The 23,653-nt window shown below is 56.7% G+C and carries 23 protein-coding genes; 5 read left to right on the top strand and 18 right to left on the bottom strand.

Going from position 1 to position 23,653, the window contains the following annotated elements:
• Positions 1-54 precede the first annotated feature (54 nt).
• From AACY26_RS17205 to AACY26_RS17185, 5 genes are read right to left on the bottom strand one after another with little or no spacing between them, the layout of a single operon-like run.
• Positions 55-1,611: a DHA2 family efflux MFS transporter permease subunit gene (locus AACY26_RS17205; protein ID WP_445261322.1), complete on the bottom strand. Its 1,557-nt coding sequence runs from the start codon at positions 1,609-1,611 to the stop codon at positions 55-57.
• Positions 1,595-2,647, bottom strand: coding sequence for an HlyD family secretion protein (locus AACY26_RS17200; protein ID WP_339515823.1), 1,053 nt, complete (start codon positions 2,645-2,647; stop codon positions 1,595-1,597). Before AACY26_RS17200 ends, AACY26_RS17205 begins: the two co-directional genes overlap by 17 nt.
• Positions 2,648-2,691: 44 nt before the next feature.
• The gene (locus tag AACY26_RS17195; RefSeq protein ID WP_339515822.1) at positions 2,692-3,792 is read right to left on the bottom strand and encodes a hypothetical protein; all 1,101 of its coding nucleotides are present in this window, start codon (positions 3,790-3,792) and stop codon (positions 2,692-2,694) included.
• Positions 3,789-5,423, bottom strand: a complete 1,635-nt coding sequence (locus tag AACY26_RS17190) for a GH3 family domain-containing protein (RefSeq protein ID WP_339515821.1) — start codon at positions 5,421-5,423, stop codon at positions 3,789-3,791. The genes AACY26_RS17195 and AACY26_RS17190 overlap by 4 nt, the downstream gene beginning before the upstream one ends.
• Entirely contained in the window at positions 5,420-6,160 is a 741-nt protein-coding gene (locus AACY26_RS17185; protein ID WP_339515820.1) for a hypothetical protein, read from the bottom strand. Before AACY26_RS17185 ends, AACY26_RS17190 begins: the two co-directional genes overlap by 4 nt.
• 561 nt (positions 6,161-6,721) lie before the next feature.
• Between AACY26_RS17185 and AACY26_RS17180 the strand changes: the two genes are divergently transcribed.
• Entirely contained in the window at positions 6,722-9,013 is a 2,292-nt protein-coding gene (locus AACY26_RS17180) for a YgiQ family radical SAM protein (protein WP_339516103.1), read from the top strand.
• Between the two features lie 139 nt (positions 9,014-9,152).
• The gene (locus tag AACY26_RS17175) at positions 9,153-9,599 is read left to right on the top strand and encodes a GNAT family N-acetyltransferase (RefSeq protein ID WP_339515819.1); all 447 of its coding nucleotides are present in this window, start codon (positions 9,153-9,155) and stop codon (positions 9,597-9,599) included.
• Positions 9,600-9,736: 137 nt separating this feature from the next.
• On the opposite strand, the gene AACY26_RS17170 is transcribed toward AACY26_RS17175, so the two are convergent.
• The 3 genes from AACY26_RS17170 to AACY26_RS17160 form a co-directional block, all read right to left on the bottom strand.
• Positions 9,737-11,002 (bottom strand): Hsp70 family protein, encoded by a 1,266-nt coding sequence (locus AACY26_RS17170; protein ID WP_339515818.1) that lies wholly within the window; start codon positions 11,000-11,002, stop codon positions 9,737-9,739.
• A 99-nt stretch (positions 11,003-11,101) separates the two neighbouring features.
• Positions 11,102-11,539, bottom strand: coding sequence for a YqaA family protein (locus AACY26_RS17165; RefSeq protein ID WP_339515817.1), 438 nt, complete (start codon positions 11,537-11,539; stop codon positions 11,102-11,104).
• Positions 11,540-11,616: 77 nt separating this feature from the next.
• The gene (locus AACY26_RS17160) at positions 11,617-12,345 is read right to left on the bottom strand and encodes a VC0807 family protein (RefSeq protein ID WP_339515816.1); all 729 of its coding nucleotides are present in this window, start codon (positions 12,343-12,345) and stop codon (positions 11,617-11,619) included.
• A gap of 357 nt (positions 12,346-12,702) precedes the next feature.
• On the opposite strand from AACY26_RS17160, the gene AACY26_RS17155 reads away from it, so the two are divergent.
• The 3 genes from AACY26_RS17155 to AACY26_RS17145 all read left to right on the top strand — a co-directional run bounded on the left by AACY26_RS17155 (position 12,703) and on the right by AACY26_RS17145 (position 14,767).
• Complete coding sequence (locus AACY26_RS17155; RefSeq protein ID WP_339515815.1) at positions 12,703-13,476, top strand: substrate-binding periplasmic protein; 774 nt, start codon at positions 12,703-12,705, stop codon at positions 13,474-13,476.
• Positions 13,477-13,554: 78 nt separating this feature from the next.
• On the top strand, positions 13,555-14,418 hold the full coding sequence (locus AACY26_RS17150; protein ID WP_339516102.1) for an isocitrate lyase/PEP mutase family protein: 864 nt from the start codon (positions 13,555-13,557) through the stop codon (positions 14,416-14,418).
• 82 nt (positions 14,419-14,500) lie between these two features.
• Positions 14,501-14,767 (top strand): DksA/TraR family C4-type zinc finger protein, encoded by a 267-nt coding sequence (locus tag AACY26_RS17145; protein WP_339515814.1) that lies wholly within the window; start codon positions 14,501-14,503, stop codon positions 14,765-14,767.
• A 105-nt stretch (positions 14,768-14,872) separates the two neighbouring features.
• Here the strand turns inward: AACY26_RS17145 and ureC are convergent, their stop codons facing one another.
• The 10 genes from ureC to urtB form a co-directional block, all read right to left on the bottom strand.
• Positions 14,873-16,573, bottom strand: a complete 1,701-nt coding sequence (ureC, locus tag AACY26_RS17140; protein WP_339515813.1) for an urease subunit alpha — start codon at positions 16,571-16,573, stop codon at positions 14,873-14,875.
• Between the two features lie 28 nt (positions 16,574-16,601).
• A complete protein-coding gene (locus AACY26_RS17135; RefSeq protein WP_339515812.1) occupies positions 16,602-16,907 on the bottom strand; it encodes an urease subunit beta in 306 nt (101 codons plus the stop codon).
• Positions 16,904-17,437, bottom strand: coding sequence for a GNAT family N-acetyltransferase (locus AACY26_RS17130; RefSeq protein WP_339515811.1), 534 nt, complete (start codon positions 17,435-17,437; stop codon positions 16,904-16,906). The genes AACY26_RS17135 and AACY26_RS17130 overlap by 4 nt, the downstream gene beginning before the upstream one ends.
• A 6-nt stretch (positions 17,438-17,443) precedes the next feature.
• Entirely contained in the window at positions 17,444-17,965 is a 522-nt protein-coding gene (locus tag AACY26_RS17125; protein ID WP_339515810.1) for a GNAT family N-acetyltransferase, read from the bottom strand.
• 27 nt (positions 17,966-17,992) lie between these two features.
• Positions 17,993-18,295, bottom strand: a complete 303-nt coding sequence (ureA, locus tag AACY26_RS17120; protein ID WP_339515809.1) for an urease subunit gamma — start codon at positions 18,293-18,295, stop codon at positions 17,993-17,995.
• Between the two features lie 29 nt (positions 18,296-18,324).
• Complete coding sequence (locus AACY26_RS17115) at positions 18,325-19,176, bottom strand: urease accessory protein UreD (RefSeq protein ID WP_339515808.1); 852 nt, start codon at positions 19,174-19,176, stop codon at positions 18,325-18,327.
• 79 nt (positions 19,177-19,255) lie between these two features.
• Positions 19,256-19,954, bottom strand: a complete 699-nt coding sequence (urtE, locus tag AACY26_RS17110) for an urea ABC transporter ATP-binding subunit UrtE (RefSeq protein WP_339515807.1) — start codon at positions 19,952-19,954, stop codon at positions 19,256-19,258.
• Positions 19,955-20,024: 70 nt separating this feature from the next.
• On the bottom strand, positions 20,025-20,876 hold the full coding sequence (urtD, locus tag AACY26_RS17105) for an urea ABC transporter ATP-binding protein UrtD (RefSeq protein WP_339515806.1): 852 nt from the start codon (positions 20,874-20,876) through the stop codon (positions 20,025-20,027).
• Positions 20,873-21,964: an urea ABC transporter permease subunit UrtC gene (gene urtC / locus AACY26_RS17100; protein ID WP_445261321.1), complete on the bottom strand. Its 1,092-nt coding sequence runs from the start codon at positions 21,962-21,964 to the stop codon at positions 20,873-20,875. Before urtC ends, urtD begins: the two co-directional genes overlap by 4 nt.
• Complete coding sequence (gene urtB / locus AACY26_RS17095; protein WP_445261330.1) at positions 21,964-23,541, bottom strand: urea ABC transporter permease subunit UrtB; 1,578 nt, start codon at positions 23,539-23,541, stop codon at positions 21,964-21,966. The genes urtC and urtB overlap by 1 nt, the downstream gene beginning before the upstream one ends.
• Positions 23,542-23,653 lie beyond the last annotated feature (112 nt).

The following is a 23,653-nucleotide window of genomic DNA, read 5'->3' as shown; positions in this document are numbered from 1 at the left end:
GCAAGCAGCTGTTTAGGTTCGGGAATTTTCCGGCAGGATGCGAGGCGCCAGTGCCTAATGCACACCGCCTGCTTTCAAGCCTGCTGGGAGGCGCCGGGTAAAGAACATCGCCAGCACACTGATGATCAACGCGGCCCCCATGATATGGAAGGCTTCGTTATACGCCAGTATGGAGGCCTGCTCGCGAGTTTGGTTGGCGATAATGGCGAGGGCCCGCTCTGAACTGTCAAACTTCTCAGTCAAGAACTCCAGTCGGCTCAATGCCTGCGGGTTAAGGCTGCTGACTGACTCGCGCAAATACTCATAATTGTGCCGGGTTTCGCTCTGCAGCATGGTGACCAATAGCGCAATGAAAATCGCTCCGGTGAGATTACGAATAATGTTGAACAGGGCCGATGCCGCGCCGGCGTCCTTGGCGTCGATATAGCTTGTTGCAATCAGCGATGAGGTAATCAGGATCAACGGCTGGCCAGCGGCGCGAATCAACTGAATATGCAGCAATTGCTCTCCACCCATATCCGGGTTGAGCGAGCCACTGATAAAGCTCGCATAGCCGAACAGGCTAAAACCAATGGCGCAGAGTATGCGTGGATCAATAAAGCGCATCAGTAGCGGCACGCAAGGAATGATCGCCAGTTGAGGCAGCCCCATCCACATGATCAACCGGCCGATCTGCAGTGGGCTGTTGTCCTGGATTTGTGACATATACAGCGGTAACGCATAGATCGAACCATACAAGCCAATGCCCAGGCCGACGGTTGCGATACAACTCAGAAAGAAATTGCGGTTTTTGAGTATGCGCAGGTTGAGCAGTGGGTTTTCGCGGGACAGCTCGATGATGATAAATGCGCTGAGGCTGATGAACGCGACAATGGCCAGGCTCAGGATCATGCGTGAGCTGAACCAGTCACTGCGGTAGCCTTCTTCGAGAAACACCTGCAGAGATGCCAAGCCAATAGCCATTGTGCAGATACCTGCGTAGTCGGCCTGGTCAAGCAGTTTCCAGTTGATCGGTTGTTGCTTGAGGCCATACATCAGTCCCATGAGCATTAGCAACCCAGGTGGTATGTTGATGTAGAACAAGTACTGCCACCCCAGTGTTTCTGTCAGCCAGCCGCCAATGGTTGGGCCAATCGCCGGTGCAAATGTCGCGGTTACGGCAAACAGGGCCATGCCTGTTGGGCGACGATGCTCGGGCAAGTGGGTGAGTACCATGCTGAACGCCAACGGAATAAATGCACCGCCGCACAGGCCCTGGAGTGCGCGAAATACGATCATGCTGTTGAGCGACCAGGCCAAAGAGCAGAGTAGTGATGAGCCAATAAAGCCAAGGGTGAGCCATATCGTCAGGCGGCGCTTACCCAATAGGTCATTGAGCCATACGGTCAGCGGAATAATGATGATTTCTGCAACCAGGTAGGCCGTTGAAATCCATGATCCTTCATTGATGGTCGCACCCAATGCGGACTGAATTTCCTTGAGCGAGGCGTTGGTAATCAAAATATCGATAACCGCCATGAATGCACCCAGCATGGTGCTGAGCACGGCGATCCAGTCTTGCAAGCTGGGTTCGGGCAATAGGCTAGCGGTGGGTTTATTGGCGCCGATCAACGGTCACCTCCACTGAAAGCCCGGGGCGTATTTGCTCCAGTTCAGAGATGTTGTCCGGAAGCAGGATCTTTACCGGAACACGTTGGATTACCTTGGTGAAGTTGCCAGTGGCGTTGTCAGGTGGCAGCAAGCTGAACTGGGAGCCGGTAGCGGGTTGCATGCTATCGATCACGCCTTCGATTACCAGATCGGGCAAGGCATCAAAACGGAGCTGGGCCTTATACCCTTTGCGCATAGACGCAATTTGCGTTTCCTTGAAGTTGGCTTGAACCCATTTGGTTTGCGGCACCAGCGATAACAGGGCTTCGCCGGGGCGTACATATTCACCCTGGTTAAGAGAGCGATTGCCAACTCTGCCTGCTACAGGCGCCTTGATTGTGGTGCGTGATAAGTTGAGCCTGGCCAGGTTCAGCTCGTTCTCGCGGCCTGCTATTTGCGTGTTGAGTTGTTGGCGGCGGTTATCCAGTTGCGCCAAGGCGATCTGCATGCCCTTTAGCGCTGACTTGGCCTGGTCAAGCTGGGCGGTGGCTATGCTGACATTCGCTGCAAGCGACGAGAAGGCCTGCTCAGACGCAAAGCCGTTATTGCGCATTTTACGGATACGCTCAAGATCCTGCTGGTGACGCTTCAACTCGGCTTTGCGCGCACGTATCACCGCTTTTTGCGCTTCAATATTCGCTAACTGTTGGTCGCGTTGGTTGCCTATGTCATCGAGTTGCACAGTTAAATGTGCGATCTGTGTTTCGCTGCGCACTGCATTGAATCTGAAGTCCGCCTCTTCGATATGCGCGAGGGGCTGGCCAACTGCAACCCATTGGTTGTCATCGACCATGACCTGATCGACGCGCCCTGCAAGCTGGCTTGAAATAATCATGGTGTCGGCGCGTACATAAGCATTGTCGGTGCTTTCGATAAAGCGCAAATGCACTAGCCAGTAACCTGCATAGGCCACAGCCACCAGCGCCAGCAAACAGGCAAAGGCGCTAAGCCGCCGCTGTGTCTTGCGATTGCCCTGATAGGCATCAGACGACTGCACCGCGAGATCCGCCGAGTCGACATATGACCTGCTTTGACTTGCGTTCACAAGCGGGCTATCTCTATGTGGCGGTTGGTCGAGCCCTGGGTTTGGCGAGGGTCGTGTTTATAGCTGATCAGAAAGTGGCGGCTGTAGAGCTTCTTGCGCCGATAAGCGCCGAGCGCAGCCTCCAGTGGATGGTCATCAAAGAATCCACAGGCGAGGCATTGTTGCGCTTGTAGGTGATGTTCAAGCACGTAGTCGAGTAGCGCCTTGAAGATCCTCGGATTATCTTGATCGATTACCAGGCTGTGCAGGGTCAAGTAGTCGAAGCAATCACCGGGCGAAGGTAGATGTATTGCTCCGAACAGCCTGGCGTATAGGTTGTAGGGGATGCGTAAAGCGGCGAGCCATGGCGCGTAGCCGCTGACACGGGTTTGCTTGAAGCTCTTCTGGTTCCACAGCCCCATGCATGCAACCGCTTTGCCCTTGAAGAAGGCGATTAGGTAGTCATTGAGGGTTAAGCCATGGAAGTAGCCCGTGCCAGCCAGCAGGTCATTGACCTTGTAAACCGGGAATCCTTGGCGATGGCTAGCGCCATCCCACAGTTGTTGCAGCAGGGGCGCATCGGCTCGTGTTGCCGGGCGGATTATCAGGCTTTTATCCTGCACGGTCTTGCGTGGCTGGGCGGGTAGCAGGCTGGTGATGACACGACCAGCAGGATAGAAGCCAGGCAGCCAAGGTCGGCCGCGACCGATAATACCCAGTGGAATCAGGTTTTCCTCCAGGATGACCGCTTCCATCCACTCATCCTCGGCGCTCATGTGTTCGGCAACCGCAATAAACAACGCCTTCAAGGCCTTGCCGCCGCGGCTTTCGGGGACGATACGCAAGTCATGCAGGTACCTGACGGATTCAACCTGGCCATTGATGTATTGCTGACGTTTGCCAATATCAATCATGGCGATAAGCACGCCAGGGGTATCCAGTTCTTCGCAAACCAGTACGTGCTCATGCTCGCAACTCACTCGCGCACCGATAAAAAAATCAGGTTCTCGTTCAAATGTCAGGGTAACGCTGCCCATTTGTGGAACGCGCCTGAGCAATTCACGCAGGGCGCTTTCGTCTTTGGCCGTGGCCAGGCGTGTGCGGATTTCTTTATTCACGCGGTTGCCTCCAGTGCCTGGCGAAGCGCCATTGGCAGTGGACCGCTCCAGTGCCGCAATGCTTCGAGCTTTATGTTGCCTTCAAGCATCCCGCGGGCGCGTGATTGCTCCAGATAGATCTGGCGCATGTTCGGTAGGCAAATGCAGTGGGCGGGAGCCAGTTGGCCGAGGTCGCGTGCCAGGCGGTAGTGAAAGTTCTTTAGAAGTGCGTGCTCAAGTTGAGCAGCCAGGGCCGTGGTAGACATTGAGTTTGAGTTGGCCGGGCCTTCAACCAGCAATACATAACCGGGTTTACCTCGCACGCAGTCGTTGAGGGCTAGCAAGGTAATGGGGAGCTGGCCTGAGTAGCTCAGTCCGTCGATTATGCTTTGTGCGAGCGCCGCGCTGATCTTTTCGCCAACCAGGTCGGAGCCATCATTGCGACCGAGAAAGGTGAAGCAAGGCAGGGTTCGCCAGTGGTCGCTCACCTGCAGGACATCGTTCATACGGTAGCGCGCAAAGCCACTGCCTGTGGTGAGCAAGGGCATGACCTGCTGGCCTTTGCGCAATTGCCACGGGGCCAGGATCTGTCCGTTTTCGAGGTCTTCAAACTCATACACATGGCTGCGGTAGGCAAGCGGGCAGTGGTTGCGCAAAGGAATGCTGACGACGCCCTCTGTTGCCCACAAGCCTTTACCTTGGAACTGTGCGTGCGCCAGCAACTTTTGCAGTTGTTGTGCCCAAGGTGAAGCCGCGGCGGTATCCCAAGCGCTCAACAGGGCCAGGCGGGGCCAAAGCTCTGCAAAGAAGGCGGGGTCAGCAACTCCATTCCAGGCTTTCAAACGCTGTGCTGCTTTATGGGCTCGCGGGCATTTAAGGCCCGCCATGGCTTCGGCGCGCATACCCCAGGTGCCTTGTTGAAGAACCTCTATCAGTTCTTCACGACAACTGCCGAGTTGTTCGAGAAGGCCAAGCCCAAAAGTCGGGCTCCAGATTGATATGACGCTCAGGTGTTCGTCGGCGGCCAGGTAGGCCAAGGTTGCGAACAGTGAATCCTCAGCAGTTCTAGCCAGGGCAATTGAGGCGGGGGCTGTTTGGGTCAGGCCTGCGATCAGGCGTTTGCCGAGGGACATGAGCTGCATGTCATCATTGAGTTCATGGCTGCTTGCATCACGCAGTGAGGTCGGGATCCAGGACAGCGACCAGTAATGGCTGCCTTGTGCAATCTTTGGGAATTGCCGATACAGGTCGCCAATCCAAGGTGTAATCGCCTGATCAAGTTCGCCTAGAAAAGCCTGGGTATAGGGAATCCACTTAATCGCCGAGGTCGAGCCGCTAGTGGGTTGGTAGCGGCTCACTGGGCTGTCGAACAACTGCTTATTTTGTTGGCTGCGCTGTAGCTCTATGAGTTTTCGATAGCTGTCGTAGGTCGTGCATGGCTGCTTGTTGGCGAATTGTTCCCAGCTGTCGTTAGCCTTGAGGTGGTAACGGGTGGCTGACACTGTGCGCGTGTGGCCATGCAGCCATTTTTGCAACAGGCTTCGTTGGATCAGTTCCAGTTTTGGCGCTTCTCGTTCGAAGCGGTGCAAGCCGCGCTGCATGAAGGTTTTAAGCAGCCCATGGCCAAGTCGGCTCGACAGTGATCGAGTCATATCTCAGGCCCTGCGGTGTCGCCCTTGAGCACATTCGGGGCGGTCTGGGTTTTGGCTATTGCACGTTGCTTGAGCTTCAGGCGGATGACTTTGAGGCTTAGGTGATAGCAATACTTTGTCAGCGCCGAGAAGGAGATTTCTCCGGCACAAGGCAGTTCGGTGCCTTGTCGCCAACTTGGGTTGCAGTCCTCGAAATAGGCGATGTCAGGCTCTTGGGCGCGAATTTCAGGGGTTATCTGGGCGATATTTTCATCCAGGCAAGCCGCGCCTTCGCCAAAGTCCAGCAGCATGCGCTCCGGGTCGAAGGCGTTTGGGTATTGCTGTTTGCTGAAGGCGCTGACGATATTGCGTAGCTTGCTGTTTGGCTGGTTTCGGTCCGGGTAGTAATCGTAAAAGTTGCGTGTCAGTAGCAGATAGGTTTTGTAGCCCTTGGAAATCAGGAACCAGTACAGCGGGGTAAAGGGGTGACGCAGGCGGGCCAGCAGAATTTGCTGGTAGAACGCGACGTGCAGGCAGCGGCTGCCCCAGAATTCGGGTTCGACAATTGTGTCACCGCTGAAAATGCCGCGAATTTTCTTGCCGTCTATGTCGCAGTTAAAAACAGTCAGCGTAGAGAAGCCGATTATCCGTTTTGCACGACGTGTGCGAGCAATGATTGCGCCGGTTTTATTCTGCAGATCGCTTAGAAATGTAGCGTGCGAGGTGTTTTGGTAAAACGTGGAATAAATCCTATACATCGCATTTATATCGGCTGTTGTTAGGTTCTTTAACGCGATAAAACGGCTGTAAATTCGTTCGTTTTGACCTTTCACTATTATGCCCTCAGTGACCAATTTAATAATGTGCACTCGCTGGGAATGCTCGATTGGCCAAGCGGTATATCTGGTTGAGCCGAGCAGGCTCATGCCTGTAATCGCTCGGTTTAGACGGTTTTAGTGTCAGGTCTTCGGCAAGAGGCCAGTAGTGGCCTAAAGTTGTGTTGGGTCTTTGGTCGGGTAACACTTGGCGGTGGCTGAAGACGGTGTAATAGCAATTTAGCTACGCAGATGTAACTGATTGTTGCGTGTCTTCGGGTGCGTTTTGATTGGGCTTTGCAGGTCGATACAAAAGTTTGATTGTGTCTTGTCGAGTTCGCTGTGCTGGGGCAGTCAGCTTTTGCTCATTTGCGTTGCTGTACCGGCAGAAGAGGGGTTTAGCGGTTTTTATAGCGTTAAAGCCTGAGCGTAGGCGTCGGGTTTGGTTAAAAATTGTGCTATTATCCGCGCCCGTGAAAATCCATGAACCTTTCGGTTACCGTCATGCAAGCAGTCAAGCCATTATTCGATTATCCAAAATACTGGGCCGAATGTTTCGGACCAGCGCCTTTCCTGCCAATGAGCAGGGAGGAGATGGATCAGCTTGGCTGGGATTCGTGTGACATCATCATCGTCACCGGTGATGCCTATGTCGATCATCCCTCGTTCGGCATGGCCATTATTGGCCGTTTGCTTGAAGCGCAGGGCTTCCGTGTCGGGATCATCGCCCAGCCCAACTGGCAGTCCAAAGACGACTTCATGAAGCTCGGCGAGCCGAATCTGTTCTTCGGCGTCGCTGCCGGCAACATGGACTCGATGATCAACCGCTACACTGCGGACAAGAAGATCCGCTCGGACGATGCCTACACCCCGGGTGGCCAGGCGGGCAGCCGTCCGGACCGTGCCAGCCTGGTGTATAGCCAGCGCTGCAAGGAAGCCTACAAGCACGTGCCGATTGTGCTCGGTGGCATTGAGGCATCCTTGCGCCGCATTGCCCATTACGATTACTGGCAGGACAAGGTTCGCCACTCGATCCTGATTGATGCCTGCGCCGATATCCTGCTGTACGGCAACGCTGAGCGCGCAGTGGTCGAGATCGCCCAGCGCCTGTCTTACGGGCAGAAGATCGAAGACATCAATGACATTCGCGGCACCGCCTTTATTCGCCGTGACACGCCTGAAGGCTGGATGGAGATCGACTCCACACGCATCGACCGTCCGGGCAAGATCGACAAGATCATCAACCCGTACGTGAACACTCAAGATACTGCGGCCTGCGCCATCGAGCAGGAAAAAGGCCCGGTTGAAGACCCCAATGAAGCCAAGGTAGTCCAACTGCTGCCGCACCCGCGCCTTGAGCGTGACAAAACCGTGATCCGCTTGCCTTCGTTCGAGAAAGTTCGCGGTGATGGCGTGCTCTATGCCCACGCCAATCGCGTGCTGCACTTGGAGACCAATCCGGGCAACGCACGCGCTCTGGTGCAGCGTCATGGTGATGTCGATGTCTGGTTCAACCCGCCGCCGATCCCGATGACCACCGAAGAGATGGATTACGTGTTCGGCATGCCTTACGCCCGTGTTCCGCACCCGGCCTACGGTAAAGAGAAAATTCCGGCTTACGAGATGATTCGCTTCTCGGTGAACATCATGCGTGGCTGCTTTGGCGGCTGTACCTTCTGTTCGATCACCGAGCACGAAGGGCGGATTATCCAGAACCGTTCCGAAGAATCGATTATTCGCGAGATCGAAGAGATCCGCGACAAGGTGCCAGGCTTCACCGGGGTTATTTCTGACCTCGGCGGACCGACTGCCAATATGTACCGCATTGCCTGCAAGAGCCCGGAAATCGAAGCCGCGTGCCGCAAGCCATCCTGCGTGTTCCCCGGCATCTGCGAGAATCTCAATACCGATCACTCATCGCTGATCCAGTTGTATCGTTCTGCCCGCGCGTTGCCCGGCGTGAAGAAGATCCTGATCGCATCCGGCCTGCGTTACGACCTTGCGGTCGAGTCACCGGAGTACGTCAAGGAACTGGTCACCCATCACGTAGGTGGTTACCTCAAGATCGCGCCGGAACACACCGAAGAAGGCCCGCTCAATCAGATGATGAAGCCGGGTATCGGCAGCTACGACAAGTTCAAGCGCATGTTCGAGAAGTACTCGAAAGAGGCGGGTAAGGAGCAATACCTGATTCCTTATTTTATCGCTGCGCACCCGGGCACCACTGATGAAGACATGATGAACCTGGCGCTCTGGCTCAAAGGCAACGGTTTCCGTGCCGACCAAGTCCAGGCCTTCTATCCATCGCCAATGGCGACAGCGACGGCCATGTATCACTCGGGTAAAAACCCGCTGCGCAAGGTGACCTACAAGAGCGATGGCGTGACCATTGTTAAGAGCGAGGCCCAGCGCCGCTTGCACAAGGCTTTCCTGCGTTACCACGACCCGCGTGGCTGGCCAATGCTGCGTGAAGCGCTTGAGCGCATGGGCCGTAGCGACTTGATTGGTAATGGCAAGAACCAGCTGATCCCGGCGTTCCAGCCAGCGGTTGATGGTTATCAAAGTGCGCGGCGCAAGAACTCGACGCCTGCGGGTAGCAAGAAAGTCGGCAAGCCAATGCTGACCCAACACACAGGCCTGCCGCCACGCGCCAGCGATGGCAGCAAGCCATGGGACAAGCGCGAGCAAGCCAAGGCTGCAGCCTTTGCCAAGAACCAGGAAGCGGCCAGAGAGCGCGCCAATGCCAAGAAAGGCAAAGGCAAGAAACCAACCAAGGCGCCTGCTGTTCCGCGTTAATTAACCTGCATTCCTGACGGGTGCCACTGCTGGTCTCTTCAGTCGTCAAGCCACAAGCCAGGCATCCCGTGCCTGGCTTTGGGCTTTGCAGAGCAGCGCGTCTAAATCTATCGGTGGATCAACTGCTCAAGAGGTTGCCATGATCAGGTTGGCCATCGCCAGTGATGAGTCGAGCATTCGAGACTGTGCTGAACAAGCCTATGCGCGCTATGTGCCTGTGATCGGGCGCAAGCCCGCACCAATGCTCGCCGATTATGCCGCGCAGATTGCCGCGGGTATCGTCTACGTCGCGACTGATGCAAACGGCAGTTTGCTTGGGTTTATTGTGTTTTATGCCAGCGCCGGGAAGCTACTTCTGGAGAATGTGGCTGTCTTGCCCAGCGCTGCTGGCCAGGGCGTGGGCAAGTTGTTGATTGGTTTTTGTGAACAGGCTGGCCGCAAGCTCGCAATTGATGCCGTGCAGCTGTATACCAATGAGCTGATGAGCGCCAACCTGGCAATCTATTCCAGGCTCGGTTATGTGCAAGTGGGGCGTCGTACCGAGGACGGCTTCAAGCGTGTCTACTTCGAAAAGCGGCTCAACTGACCCCGGCAGGCAACAGGCTCGATCCCGCCACATCGCGCCTGAAATTATTCAGTAAGGCGACATGCTCAATATCGAATCCAGCGCTCTGGAGCCGCGTACTTGCGCCTATCCGCAAGCCTGAGTCTGTCGCCCTCACCTTAGCCGTAACGTTTGTGCGCCTCAATTGCCAGGCCATTGCCGATGCTGCCGAAGTTATTGCCTTCAACATGGCGGGCGTTGGGCAGCATGGCCGCGACGCTTTGGCGCAGCGCCGGAATGCTGCTGGAACCGCCGGTGAAGAACACTGTATCGACGTCGGCCACACCGACACCTGCGCTGCTCAGCAGTTGGCTGACGCTGGCGCGGATGCGTTCAAGCAGCGGCTCGATAGAGCTGTCAAACAGCTCACGGCTTAGCTCTGCAACCAGGCCAGGCTCTACGCGCTTGAGGTCAATCGGCCGCACATCTTTCTCGGTCAGCTCGATCTTGCTGTCTTCAACCTGCATGGCTAGCCAATGGCCGGCGCGTTGTTCAATCAGTTTGAACAGGCGGTCGATACCCGTTGGATCGACGATGTCGTAACGCATGCTTTTCAGCGACAGCTGGGATTTTTGCGCGTACACCGCATTAATGGTATGCCAGGTCGCCAGGTTGAGGTGAAAGCTGGTTGGCATCAATGCATCGCTTTTCATGCGACTGCCGTAACCGAACAGCGGCATCACCCCTTGCAGACTCAGTTGTTTGTCGAAGTCGGTGCCGCCGATGTGCACGCCGCCGGTGGCCAGAATATCCTCATGACGTTCGGCAACGGCACGGCGCTCGGGCGACAGGCGTACCAGCGAGAAGTCGGAAGTACCGCCGCCAATGTCGACGATCAAGACCAGCTCTTCCTTGGCAATGGTGCTTTCGTAGTCGAATGCGGCGGCAATGGGTTCGTACTGGAAGGAAACGTCTTTGAACCCAAGTTTGTGGGCAACGGCGATCAGGGTGTTTTGCGCTTCCTGATCGGCAACCGGGTCATCGTCGACGAAAAACACCGGACGACCGAGCACCACTTCTTCAAAGGGGCGCTCAGCAACGGTTTCGGCGCGGTTTTTCAGTTCGCCAATAAAGAAACCAAGCAGGTCCTTGAAGGGCAAGGCACTGCCGAGCACCGTGGTTTCACTCTTCAGGAGTTTTGAGCCAAGCAGGCTTTTCAGGGAGCGCATCAAACGCCCCTCATAACCTTCAAGGTATTCGTGCAAGGCCAGTCGGCCGTAAACCGGGCGACGCTCCTCAAAGTTAAAGAAAATAACCGAGGGCAGGGTGATCTTGCCATCTTCGAGCTCAATCAAGGCGTCAACGCCTGGGCGCTGCCAGCCGACGGTTGAGTTGGATGTGCCGAAGTCGATGCCGCAGGCGCGGGCTGGAGTAGAAAAAGACATGCTGCGCGCTGTTCCTGAAAAACGGCCGCGCATTCTATGCGAGCTGGCGCACGAATGCTCCCCATGTGTTGCGCTTTGCGACAAATGAAGGGCTGCTGGCTAGCTGAGATTCAGGGTAATCACGGTCAAAATGCCGTAGCGTGCGACTTTGGCAAGGGTGACCAGCAATAGAAAACGCCACAGCGGCTCACGCATAACCCCGGCGACCAAGGTCAGAGGATCACCAATGACCGGCGCCCAGCTGAGCAGCAGGCTCCAGCGGCCGTAGCGCGCGTAAAAAGCCTGCGCGCGCTCAAGCTGCTGCGGCTTTACCGGAAACCAGCGGCGCTGACTGAAGTGTTCAATGTAGCGACCGAGCCACCAGTTAATCACCGAGCCGAGAATATTGCCCAGACTGGCGGCCAGTAGCAGCAGCCAGACCGAGTAGTCATGGCTGAGCAGCAGGCCAACCAACAGGGCTTCAGACTGCAGCGGCAGTAAGGTGGCCGCGCCCAGGGCTGAGAGAAATAAACCCAGGTAAACCGAAAGTGTCAGCACGCAGGCACGACTCGCCGCTTTACTGGCGCGTGCTCAGCTGTGCCTGGGCGAGAAGACGCCATGCTCGTTGCTGGGGCTCAGGACTGCTTGTCTTGCTCAGCTTGGTGCATGATTTCTTCTAGCTTCAAACCGGTCAGGCCATGAATGGTGCGCCACAGGTAATAGAAGATAGCCATCATCATGATCATCGACGGGATCGCGATCATTGGATAGCTCAGGAGCGTCAGGCGGCCCAGTTCATCGTTGAAGGCTTCACTGCCTGCAGGGCTGACAACGATCCAGCGCGCCAAAATGTAGTTCATTACCGATGAGAAAAAGAAGGTGGCGCTGAGCAGGTAGGTGGCCTTGAGCAGGCGTGCCTCAAACTGCTTAGTGTTGCCGCCTTCCTCAAGCCGTTGTTGAATCTTGTCGACATTGAGTACGGTCTTGTTGAACAGCATGGTGCGAATCAGCGGGTAACGTGTGCGTGTCGATACGAGCACGGCGATACCAATTACGCCGGGTACTGCAGCTTCCTTGATCGCCAGCCACTGGTTATTCAGGTGTAGCAAGCCAATGCCGCCGGTCAGCAAGACACTGACAAGCCCCAGCAGGGCAATGAAATTGAATTTACGGTACTTGATCAGCTCGAACGCGCCCCAGCCAATGGGGAATGCCAATGCCAGCATCAAGGCACCGTCTGGACCGAGACGTGTTTCACCGCTGAGCTTCATCAGTACCAATGACGGTATGACGATGCTGACGAGCAAATCAATAAGCGGGCGAGGTTTGTGTTTAGGCGTTGTGGCTTCTGTAGTGTCGATCATATCTGTCATAGCACTGGGTTGAATGGCGATCATCGCCTGCTTGAGCCTTCGAGGCTAGTCCGATTGTCGGTTCAAGTGTGTGATTTTTGTTCAGGCTGTCGGCAATAGCGTCATCAAAGAGCGCGTTTTCGGCTGCAAATTGTGCCCAATTGAGTCATGTTAGGGTCTAAAGATCGTTTTTGACACGCATTGATAAACTGCGCTGCGCGAGGAATTTACTAAGCAAACGCCAAGCGTTGGCCGATAGCATTGGATCAATGTAATGCACAGGCCTGTTCGGACGTCTACTGGACAATGCCTTGGAGCATTGGGGGTCAATGACCGCCGTCATAATTGTGAGTACAGGGGTTGGGCTTGATGCGTTCATTGCAGCAAAAGTGTATCGCCGTTCTGCTGCTGAGTCTGTTAACTGCCAGCGCCAGTGCGGCCATACGCCTGTATACCGAAGAGGCCGCGCCGCTAGCTTTTACCGAGGATAATCAGTTGCGTGGCATGTCGGTGGAGATCGCGCGCGAGTTGGTTTCGCGTACCGGCAGCCATGATGCGGTGATAAAGATCAGGCCTTGGGCGCGCGGCTACTATAAAGCCTCGCATGAGCCCGACACCGCGATTTTCTCAACGGTGCGTACCCCTGAGCGTGAAAAACTGTTCCAATGGGTGGGGCCGATTCTGGTCGGTACAACCAGCTTTTACTCGCTCAAATCCCGCAATTTGAAGTTCAATAGCTTGCTTGATGCCAAGGCCAGCGGCCCATTGGCTGTACCCAAAAAGTGGTACACCTATGATGCGCTGACTGAGTTGGGCTTTGAAAATCTATACGGCGTCAGCACCCCGAAGAATATGGTGACCATGTTGAAATATGGTCGGGTTAAGCTGATTGCCACGCAGGATGTCACGCTCAAGGACGAACTGGCCACGGGTGGTCTGAAAGTTGCTGAGGTACAGAGCCATGTGCCCTTTATGCAATCGGCTTATTACATCGCTTTTTCGTTAAAGACAGACCCGAAAATTGTCGCGGCTTGGCAACGGGCTTTTGATGATATGCGCCATGACGGCAGTTTCTCAGCCATTTTAAAGCGCTGGCTACCCAATGCCGATCCTCGGCAAAGTGCGCTATCTGGAAAGCTTTGACCCTGCCCGATACGGAACGTGGCGAGAGCGAGTGTCGTTTCACTATCAGTTTTTTGGAATATTCAGTCTATGCCAATCATGCAACGAGCTTCCCACCATGAGTTGCGCAGCGCTTTTCGCGCTTTGCTCGCCACAGAGAGTTGTTTTCATACGGCTTCGGTTTTTGATCCGATGTCTGCCCGTATCGCTGCCGACCTGGGGTTTGAAGTGGGTATTCTCGGCGGTTCGGTGGCTTCGCTGCAGGTCATCGCCGCCCCTGACTTTGCCTTGATCACCCTCAGCGAATTTGTCGAACAGGCCACCCGTATTGGCCGCGTCAGCCGCTTGCCGGTTATTGCCGACGCCGACCATGGTTATGGCAACGCGCTTAATGTCATGCGTACTGTGGTTGAGTTGGAACGAGCGGGTATCGCCGCGTTGACCATTGAAGATACCTTGCTGCCAGCGCAGTTCGGGCGTAAATCAACAGACTTGATCAGTGTCGCGGAAGGCGTCGGTAAAATTCGTGCAGCACTTGAGGCGCGGGTTGATCCCGATTTGGCGATCATCGCCCGGACCCATGCTGGTGTACTGAGTGTGGATGAGGTGATCAGCCGCACTGTGGCCTATCAACAAGCTGGAGCCGATGGCATTTGCATCGTGGGTATCGAAGATTTCGAGCACCTTGAGAAAATTGCCGAGCACTTGAGCGTGCCATTGATGCTGGTGACTTACGGCAACCCGAAACTGCGTGATGACGCGCGCCTGGCCAAGCTTGGCGTGCGTATCGTGGTGAATGGCCACGCCGCTTATTTCGCGGCGATCAAGGCAACCTACGATTGCCTGCGTGAACAGCGCGGGGCTGTTGCCTCGGAGTTGAGCGCCTCGGAGCTGGCGCTCAAGTACACCCTGCCCGAGGAGTACATTGTCTGGGCCGAAGAGTTTATGGACGTGAAGGAGTAACCCGAGCGACGACCTGCGCTTGCCAATCACATAGGTTTGGCGCATATGCTGATGCTTCAGGCTTCTTTCTCAGGAGGTTCCCATGGCAGGCGGCTGGGCAAGTGATGGTGCGGTGCAAGAGCAGATCGACAGCAGTATCGAGGATGCCGTCGCGCGGGCGCGCAGCCAGTTACCGCAAGGCGAGAGCCTGCATCACTGTGAAGAGTGCGATGCGCCGATCCCGCAGGCGCGGCGTGAGGCCATCAAAGGTGTGCGCCTGTGCGTGAGCTGTCAGGCGGCTGAAGACAAAGCCAACGCAGGCGCCACGGGTTACAATCGCCGCGCCAGTAAAGACAGCCAGCTACGCTAGGGCGCTGTTGACGACTCTGGCACAAGGCCCGCGATTGCGGGCCTTGTTGTTTTTGTCGCGTGCAGCCAACCGTTGCTTCGCTGAGCTGTCGTTTTCAGCAGTTTCCTAGAACAGAAAGTAACGCTGGGCCATCGGCAAGACTTCCGCGGGCTCGCACCAGAGCAGCTGGCCGTCGGCTTTGACTTGGTAGTTCTGCGCATCGACCTCGATATTGGGCAGGTAATCGTTGTGGATAAGATCGGTTTTCTTAACCTCGCGACAACCTTTGACCACCGCAATCTGTTTCTTCAAACCCAACTGCTCAGGAACCCCGGCTGCCATTGCGGCCTGGCTGATAAAGGTCAGGCAAGTGGCATGACGAGAACCGCCGTAACTGGCAAACATGGGGCGGTAGTGAACCGGTTGCGGCGTTGGGATCGAGGCGTTGGCATCGCCCATCAAGCTGGCGGCAATTGCCCCACCCTTGAGGATCAAGGTTGGTTTAACGCCGAAGAACGCCGGGCGCCAAAGCACTAGGTCCGCCCATTTGCCGACTTCGATCGAGCCGACTTCATGGCTGATGCCGTGGGTGATCGCCGGGTTGATGGTGTATTTGGCGATATAGCGCTTGATTCGGAAGTTGTCGTTGCCTTCGCCGTCACCGGGCAAGGCGCCGCGTTGTTGCTTCATCTTGTCGGCGGTCTGCCAGGTGCGGGTGATGACCTCGCCGACGCGGCCCATGGCCTGGCTGTCCGAGCTGATCATCGAGAACGCGCCGAGGTCATGCAGGATATCTTCGGCGGCGATGGTTTCACGACGAATACGGCTTTCAGCGAAGGCCACGTCTTCAGCAATGCTTGGGTCCAGGTGATGGCAAACCATAAGCATATCGAGGTGTTCATCAATGGTGTTTTTGGTGAAGGGCCGGGTCGGGTTGGTCGAGCTGGGCAGCACGTTGGGAAAGCCGCAGGCCTTGATGATGTCTGGTGCATGGCCGCCACCGGCACCTTCGGTGTGATAGGTATGAATGGTGCGGCCCTTGAAAGCGCCAAGGGTGGTTTCGACGAAGCCCGACTCATTCAGTGTGTCGGTATGGATGGCCACCTGCACGTCGTACTGGTCGGCAACGCTCAGGCAATTGTCGATAGCCGCTGGCGTGGTGCCCCAGTCTTCATGCAGCTTGAGGCCAATGGCTCCAGCTTTGACTTGCTCGATAAGTGGCTCCGGCAGGCTGGCGTTGCCTTTGCCGGTGAAGCCAATATTCATCGGGAATGCATCGGCGGCCTGGAGCATGCGCGCCATGTGCCAGGGGCCGGAAGTGCAGGTGGTGGCGTTGGTGCCGGTTGCCGGGCCGGTGCCGCCACCAATCATGGTGGTCACGCCGCTCATCAACGCCTCTTCAATCTGTTGCGGGCAGATGAAGTGAATATGGGAGTCGATACCACCGGCGGTGAGGATCATGCCTTCGCCAGCAATGACTTCAGTGCCCGCGCCCACGGCGATGGTTACATCCGGCTGGATATCGGCGTTACCGCCTTTGCCGATGGCCGCGATGCGCCCGTCCTTGATGCCAACGTCGGCTTTGACTACGCCCCAGTGGTCGATGATCAAGGCGTTGGTGATCAGGGTGTCGACGACATCCTTGGCGCAGAGTTGACCCTGGCCCATGCCGTCACGGATCACTTTGCCGCCGCCGAACTTCACTTCTTCACCGTAGTGGGTGAAGTCTTTCTCGACTTCGACCCAGAGTTCGGTATCGGCCAGGCGCACCTTGTCGCCCACGGTCGGGCCATACATGTCTGCGTAGGCTTGTCTGCTGATTTTCATTGAATATGTCCTGTGTCAGGCTGGCGTATCAAAGGTCACCCATAATTCGTCCGGCAAAACCGAACACCCGGCGTTCGCCTGCCAGGTCAACCAACTCGACCTGACGCGACTGGCCCGGCTCGAAGCGCACGGCGGTGCCCGCCGGAATATTCAGGCGCATGCCTCGGGCTGCGGCTCGGTCAAAGGTCAGTGCATCATTGGTTTCGAAGAAGTGATAGTGCGAACCCACCTGAATCGGGCGGTCGCCGCTATTGGCTACGTCAAGGCTTATGGTGCGCCGGCCGGGGTTGAGCTCGATGTCGCCGGGCAGGACCTGGTATTCACCTGGAATCATGCGGGTTGTCCCATGGTTTTGAAATAAATGGCCGTCGGTGAGTAATTACCGTCGGGGCTTTGGCAATAATTGGGCAGCTCACCGACCCGCTGGTAGCCTTGGCTGCGATAGAAAAGTTCGGCGCTGGAGCCTGCCTCGGTATCGAGATAGAGCAGCCCGCGCTTTTGCTTGATGGCTTCTTGTTCAACTGCACGCATCAGTTGTTGGCCCAGGCCATGGCGACGGAACTGATGCAGAACCAATAGTTTTTGCACCTCTGCACGATTGCGGCCATTGGCTTTTTGGCACAAATCGAGCTGTACACTGGCCAGCACCTGTTCGTTGTCGACGACCACCCAAAGCAGCAGGTTGCCAGCGTTAACCTCGGCTTGAACAAGGTTCATGTAGTCGTATGCCTCGTCTTCACTCAGGTCAGCCAGGAAACCGACTGATGCGCCGTGTTTGACTGCATCGAGCAGCAGTTCAATCAAGCCTTGGCGATAGTGGGCAAAGCTTTCCGGGTGTACGCGACGTAGTTGGGCCCTGCTCATTCGGCGTTACTCCTCGGTGTCGTCCTGTTCGTCCGTGTTCAGGTTGAGCTGCATGAATGTCAGGTCGAGCCAGCGGTCAAACTTGCGTCCCACTTGCGGCATTTGCCCGGTGGTGCTGAACCCCAGCTGTTTGTGCAGGCGAATTGAAGCGCGGTTTTCGCTCTCAATTGCCGCGACCATCACATGCAGCTTGGCGCTGCGTGCGCGCTCAATCAGCGCTTTCATCAGCGCCGGACCTATACCCAGGCCGCGTTGGTCGGCGCAGACATAGACTGAGTGCTCAACGGTGTGCTTGAACCCCTCGATACTGCGCCAGGTGCCATAGGTGGCGTAGCCGACCAAGCGCCCGGTGCTATTGCGTGCGGCCAGTACCGGAAACCCCGAACCCTGCCGTTCGCGCAGCCAGATGCGGCGGTTTTCCAGATCAACCGTTGTCTCATTCCAGATAGCGGTGCTGTTGAGCACCGCATCGTTATAAATCGCCAGCAGCTCAGGTAGATCATCTTCGGTTGCGTTGTCGATATTCACGCGAAGCTCCTTGGTGCAATGCGGCGATCAGGCGATGGGCTGGTGCACGGTGACCAGCTTGGTACCGTCTGGAAAAGTCGCCTCGACCTGAATTTCCGGGATCATTTCCGGTATGCCTTCCATGACCTGATCGCGGCTGAGCAGGGTCGTGCCGAAGTGCATCAACTCAGCAACTGTCTTGCCATCGCGAGCACCTTCGAGCAGCGCTGCGGAAATCAAGGCAATGGCTTCCGGGTAGTTGAGCTTGACCCCACGAGCCAAGCGGCGCTCAGCGACCAGCCCGGCAGTGAAAATCAGCAGTTTGTCTTTTTCCCGTGGACTTAAATCCATCTGTGTATCTCCCGACAAGGTGTCGATAATTAGGTATTCCAGATTCTTGGTGGTACCGCTTTGCGGCCAAGCACCGCAGGGCGCAGAAGTTGCCACAGCTGGATCAACCACGCGCGGGCATGCAGGGCTTCGCGGGCCAGGCAGCGAGCGACCAGCATGCCCGGCAGCTGGCTGAGGTCGCCGCGTAGCTCCAGCTTGTTGTCTGCGGCCAGCTCGCGGCATTGCTCAAGCAGCTCTGGGGCGATCTCGGCGCTGAGCAGCAGGGTGGCGAATACCGGGTAGCCATCCAGGCCGATCGGCGAGTCGAGCAAGCCGTCATCGCCGACGACTCGTTGGCGCTCATGCCAGAGCAGTTCGCCGTCACGGCGAATGTTGAGCTCGGCTTGAAAGTGGCCAAGGTCAAAGCGTTCATGGCTGGCCGGGCGACCGAGGGCAACGATATCCCAATAAAATAATTGCCCATCGCCGAGCAACTCGATATTGCTTGTCAGCTCCGCTTGGGCCGCGCTATAGACGATGGTTTCCTGGGGCAACCATTCCAGTGTCGCCCCAGCTTCAACCCGTATATTCAATTGCTGATAAGCCGGGCCAGCGGCGCGATACCATTTGGCGGCACCAGGGCTGGTTAATTGGGCCCATGCGTTCTCACCGAGGTTGACGTCGATATCCAGGCGATCGCCTCCGGCAATCCCTCCCGGCGGGTGGACAATAATGTGCTGGCACACCTGCGGGCCTTCGGCGTACAGGTGCTTTTGCACCCGCAGCGGGCCTTTGTGGCGGCGCATCACCGGCCGGGTGGTGTCGGCGTCACGGGCATAGCCAAGCTCCAGCTCGGCGTGCCAGCTGGGCGTGAAAATGCCTTGGGTAATAGGTGCATTCATAAGGAGCTGGCTATTCAGACTTCAGTTAAGCGTATGCGCTAGTTTGGGTGCTGCTTGCGGCTTTTAAAAGCCCGAAACTTTAAATCGCCACTAAGCCTCTTACGCCGTCTGCCTCCATGGTTTCACCGCGACCTTGCTGGATAATTTCGCCCCGTGACATCACTAGATACTGGTCGGCCAGTTCTGCAGCAAAATCGTAGAACTGCTCGACCAACAGGATCGCCATGTCGCCACGTTCAGCCAGTTTTTTGATCACCACGCCGATCTCCTTGATTACCGAAGGCTGAATACCTTCAGTCGGTTCATCGAGTATCAGCAGGCGTGGTTGGCTGGCCAGGGCACGGCCGATAGCCAGTTGCTGCTGCTGCCCGCCTGACAGGTCACCACCGCGGCGCAGTTTCATCTCTTTGAGCACTGGAAACAGCTCATATATAAACCCTGGCACTTCCTTGGCTTGGCTGCCGGGAAAGCGCGAAAGGCCCATCAACAGGTTTTCTTCTACGGTGAGGCGGCCGAATATTTCTCGCCCTTGCGGCACGTAGGCAATACCCGCATGCACGCGCTGGTGTGGCTTGAAGCCGGTAATGGCCTGGTCTTCCCACTTGATGTCGCCCTGCTTGGCGGGGATCAGGCCCATCAGGCATTTGAGTAGCGTGGTCTTGCCAACGCCGTTGCGACCCAACAGGCAGGTGACTTCGCCGATTTTGACGTCGAAGGACAAGCCGCGCAGGATGTGGCTGCCGCCGTAGTACTGATGCAATTGTTGAACTTGCAGCATAGGGATGTTCCTTGCTTGTGCGTATTTCCGGATGCTGGGGACTCGCACCCGGAGTCAGCTACTTATGGGCTTAACGGCCAAGATAAACTTCGATCACCCGTTCATCTGCCTGCACATCATTGAGCGAGCCTTCGGCAAGTACGCTGCCTTGATGCAGGACGGTGACGTGATCGGCGATTGAGCCGACAAAGCCCATGTCGTGCTCAACCACCATCAGCGAGTGCTTGCGAGCCAGTGACTTGAACAGCTCAGCGGTGAACTCGGTTTCGGCATCTGTCATGCCCGCTACGGGCTCATCAAGCAGCAACAGTTGCGGGTCCTGCATCAGCAGCATGCCGATCTCAAGAAACTGCTTCTGGCCGTGGGAGAGCAAGCCCGCCTGACGTTCGCGCGAGCCATCCAGGCGGATGGTTTCGAGTACTTCATCGATCCGCTCACGCTGCTCGCCGCTGAGTTTGGCGCGCAAGCTGGCCCAGACTGACTTATTGGTTTTCTGCGCCAGCTCAAGGTTTTCAAACACGCTAAGCGCCTCGAACACCGTTGGCTTCTGGAACTTGCGCCCAATGCCGGACTGGGCGATTTCGACTTCGCTCATGCGGGTCAGGTCCAACGTTTCGCCGAAGTAGGCGCTACCTTTATCCGGACGGGTTTTGCCGGTGATGACATCCATCATCGTGGTTTTGCCAGCGCCATTGGGGCCGATAATGCAGCGCAGCTCGCCAACGCCGATGTACAGGTTGAGGTTGGTCAGGGCTTTAAAGCCATCAAAACTGACATTGATATCTTCCAGCGTCAGTATGGTGCCGTGACGAACGTTAAGGCCTTTCTCCGCCAGACGCCCGGCGCCGATTGCATCACGGGCACTGCTCAGCGGATCGTAAACAGGTTCAAGCATGGCTTCAGGGATGGGTGTGGCTCTCATTGCTTTTCCCCTCTTTTCAGCAGGCCGATGATGCCGTGCGGCAAGTACAGGGTGATCAGGATAAACAGCGCACCAAGCGCGAACAGCCAGTATTCGGGGAATGCCACGGTGAACCAGCTCTTCATGCCGTTGACCACGCCCGCGCCGAGCAATGGACCGATCAAGGTGCCGCGCCCGCCCAAGGCAACCCACACCGCCGCCTCAATCGAATTGGTAGGCGACATTTCGCTGGGGTTGATGATGCCGACCTGAGGTACATACAGCGCCCCGGCCAAGCCACACAGCACTGCCGACAGCACCCAGATAAACAGCTTGTAGCCGCGTGGGTCATAGCCGCAGAACATCAAGCGGTTTTCTGCGTCACGCAGCGCCGTCAGCACCCGGCCAAATTTACTTCTGGCCAGTTTCCAGCCGAGCAGCAGGCTGGCAACCAACAGGATGACCGTGGCTAAAAATAACGCCGCACGGGTCGCTGGCGCGGTGATATCAAAGCCGAGAATGCGCTTGAAGTCGGTGAAGCCGTTGTTGCCGCCAAAGCCGGTTTCGTTGCGAAAGAACAGCAACATGCCAGCGAAGGTCAGTGCTTGGGTCATGATCGAGAAGTACACGCCCTTGATCCGTGAACGGAAGGCGAAGAATCCGAAAACCAAGGCCAGCAAGCCGGGCGCCAACACCACCAGGCACAGGGCCCAGATGAAATTGTCGGTGCCCATCCAGTACCAAGGCAGTTCCTTCCAGGCGAGAAAGCTCATGAAGGCTGGCAAACCATCACCGGCGGATTGGCGCATCAGGTACATGCCCATCGCGTAGCCACCCAGCGCAAAGAACAAGCCGTGGCCTAGGGATAACAGCCCGGCGTAGCCCCAGACCAGGTCCAGGGCCAGGGCGACGATGGCGTAGCAGAGAATCTTGCCGACCAGGGTCAAGGTGTAGGCGTTAACGTGAAATGCGCTGTCAGCGGGCGTCAGGTGCAGCAGCGGCAGGGCGATCAACAGCGCCAGGACTAAAATGCCAATGGCAATTGATAGCCTCGGGCCAAGTTTGGCGCTGGTGCGTGCCAGCAAGGTTTGATTCAGGGGCATAGTCATTAATCGATTACCCGTCCTTTGAGTGCAAACAAACCTTGCGGGCGCTTCTGGATAAACAGAATGATCAAGGCGAGGATGAGGATCTTGCCGAGTACGGCGCCGATCTGCGGCTCAAGAATCTTGTTGGCGATACCCAAGCCAAAGGCTGCCATGACGCTGCCAGCCAACTGGCCGACACCGCCCAGCACGACCACTAAAAACGAGTCGATAATGTAGCTTTGGCCAAGGTCGGGACCGACGTTGCCAATTTGGCTCAGGGCCACGCCACCAAGGCCGGCAATGCCCGAGCCGAGGCCAAAGGCGAGCATGTCCACACGTCCGGTTGGCACGCCGCAGCACGCCGCCATGTTGCGGTTCTGGGTGACGGCGCGAACGTTGAGGCCCAGTCGGGTTTTATTCAGCAGCAGCCAGGTCAAGACCACGACGAACAAGGCAAACGCGATGATCACGATGCGGTTGTAGGGCAGCACCAGGTTTGGCAGCACCTGAATACCACCAGACAGCCAGTAAGGGTTGGCCACCTCGACGTTTTGCGCGCCGAATAGCACGCGCACCAATTGAATCAGAATCAGGCTGATGCCCCAGGTTGCCAGCAGGGTTTCCAGCGGGCGGCCATACAGGTGGCGAATAACTGTACGCTCCAGGGCCATGCCAATGGCTGCGGTGACAAAGAAGGCCACGGGCAACGCAACCAGCGGGTACAGGGCAATCGCTTCAGGGGCAAAGCGTTGGAACATGACCTGCACCATGTAGGTCGAGTAGGCACCCAGCATCAGCATCTCGCCGTGGGCCATATTGATCACGCCGAGCAGGCCAAAGGTGATTGCAAGGCCCAGCGCCGCGAGCAGCAAGATCGAGCCCAGGCTCATGCCGCTGAAGGCCTGGCCGAGCAGTTCACCCACCATCAAACGACGTTTGACTTGCGCCAGGCTGGTTTCAGCTGCAGTGCGCACAGCCGCATCGGTTTCGTTGCTGTCGGCGAGCAGTCTTTCAAGGCGTACACGGGCCAGCGGCTGGCCGGTCTCACCCAGCAAACGCACGGCTGCCAGCCGCACCTGCGGGTCGCTGTCAATCAACTGCAGGCTGGCCAGGGCCAGTGACAATGCTTCGCTGACCTCGGGATCATCTTCCTGGGCCACGCGTTCATTGAGCAATTGCAGCTGTGCGGGCTTGGCACTTTTCTGCAGTTCTTGTGCGGCTTGCAGGCGAGCGGCCGAGTCTGTGGAAAATAATTGGTGACTGGCCATGGTGATGGCGATCAAGCCACGCAAGCGGTTATTCAAACGCAGTTTGCGCAGCTTGCCGACCGGTTCCAGATCACCGCCTTCAGCGGCTTGGTAACCCGTGTCGGTTTTATAAAAGGGGATTTTGTTGCTGTCGGCTTCAACGCGGCCGTTTTGCAACGCCTCAAGTAATGGCAGGCGAGTCGCATCGGGTTCAGCCGCCCAGGCTTGCAGCAGCTTGGCCTTTTGGGATGAGTTGGCGGCGCTGAAATCAGCAGCGTCTCCAGCGTGACTGCTCGACCATGACAGGCAGAGCAAGAACGCGAATAAAAGCCGGTAAAGGGCAGAGGTCATCATGCAGTTTCCTGTTAAAGCACCACCTCTCTTGATGGAGGTTTTGGCGTGACCAGCGCTTGTCTAGCAAGCCCAGGCGCTGGGCGTATTAACGCTGGCGGCTCGGAAGCGA

It is taken from the genome of Pseudomonas sp. RL_15y_Pfl2_60 (assembly GCF_963970595.1).
Classification (GTDB): domain Bacteria; phylum Pseudomonadota; class Gammaproteobacteria; order Pseudomonadales; family Pseudomonadaceae; genus Aquipseudomonas.
Note: the sequence above shows the minus strand (reverse complement) of the source record. Positions and strands in the feature narration are given on the sequence as shown.

Excerpts from the sequence above, each read along its gene's own strand:
- AACY26_RS17190 (WP_339515821.1), bottom strand. The coding sequence starts at position 5,423 with ATGACTCGATCACTGTCGAGCCGACTTGGCCATGGGCTGCTTAAAACC.
- AACY26_RS17185 (WP_339515820.1), bottom strand. The coding sequence starts at position 6,160 with ATGTATAGGATTTATTCCACGTTTTACCAAAACACCTCGCACGCTACA.
- AACY26_RS17180 (WP_339516103.1), top strand. The coding sequence starts at position 6,722 with ATGCAAGCAGTCAAGCCATTATTCGATTATCCAAAATACTGGGCCGAA.
- AACY26_RS17175 (WP_339515819.1), top strand. The coding sequence starts at position 9,153 with ATGATCAGGTTGGCCATCGCCAGTGATGAGTCGAGCATTCGAGACTGT.
- AACY26_RS17170 (WP_339515818.1), bottom strand. The coding sequence starts at position 11,002 with ATGTCTTTTTCTACTCCAGCCCGCGCCTGCGGCATCGACTTCGGCACA.
- AACY26_RS17160 (WP_339515816.1), bottom strand. The coding sequence starts at position 12,345 with ATGATCGACACTACAGAAGCCACAACGCCTAAACACAAACCTCGCCCG.
- AACY26_RS17155 (WP_339515815.1), top strand. The coding sequence starts at position 12,703 with ATGCGTTCATTGCAGCAAAAGTGTATCGCCGTTCTGCTGCTGAGTCTG.
- AACY26_RS17150 (WP_339516102.1), top strand. The coding sequence starts at position 13,555 with ATGCAACGAGCTTCCCACCATGAGTTGCGCAGCGCTTTTCGCGCTTTG.
- AACY26_RS17145 (WP_339515814.1), top strand. The coding sequence starts at position 14,501 with ATGGCAGGCGGCTGGGCAAGTGATGGTGCGGTGCAAGAGCAGATCGAC.
- ureC (WP_339515813.1), bottom strand. The coding sequence starts at position 16,573 with ATGAAAATCAGCAGACAAGCCTACGCAGACATGTATGGCCCGACCGTG.
- AACY26_RS17135 (WP_339515812.1), bottom strand. The coding sequence starts at position 16,907 with ATGATTCCAGGTGAATACCAGGTCCTGCCCGGCGACATCGAGCTCAAC.
- AACY26_RS17130 (WP_339515811.1), bottom strand. The coding sequence starts at position 17,437 with ATGAGCAGGGCCCAACTACGTCGCGTACACCCGGAAAGCTTTGCCCAC.
- ureA (WP_339515809.1), bottom strand. The coding sequence starts at position 18,295 with ATGGATTTAAGTCCACGGGAAAAAGACAAACTGCTGATTTTCACTGCC.
- AACY26_RS17115 (WP_339515808.1), bottom strand. The coding sequence starts at position 19,176 with ATGAATGCACCTATTACCCAAGGCATTTTCACGCCCAGCTGGCACGCC.
- urtE (WP_339515807.1), bottom strand. The coding sequence starts at position 19,954 with ATGCTGCAAGTTCAACAATTGCATCAGTACTACGGCGGCAGCCACATC.
- urtD (WP_339515806.1), bottom strand. The coding sequence starts at position 20,876 with ATGAGAGCCACACCCATCCCTGAAGCCATGCTTGAACCTGTTTACGAT.
- urtC (WP_445261321.1), bottom strand. The coding sequence starts at position 21,964 with ATGACTATGCCCCTGAATCAAACCTTGCTGGCACGCACCAGCGCCAAA.
- urtB (WP_445261330.1), bottom strand. The coding sequence starts at position 23,541 with ATGACCTCTGCCCTTTACCGGCTTTTATTCGCGTTCTTGCTCTGCCTG.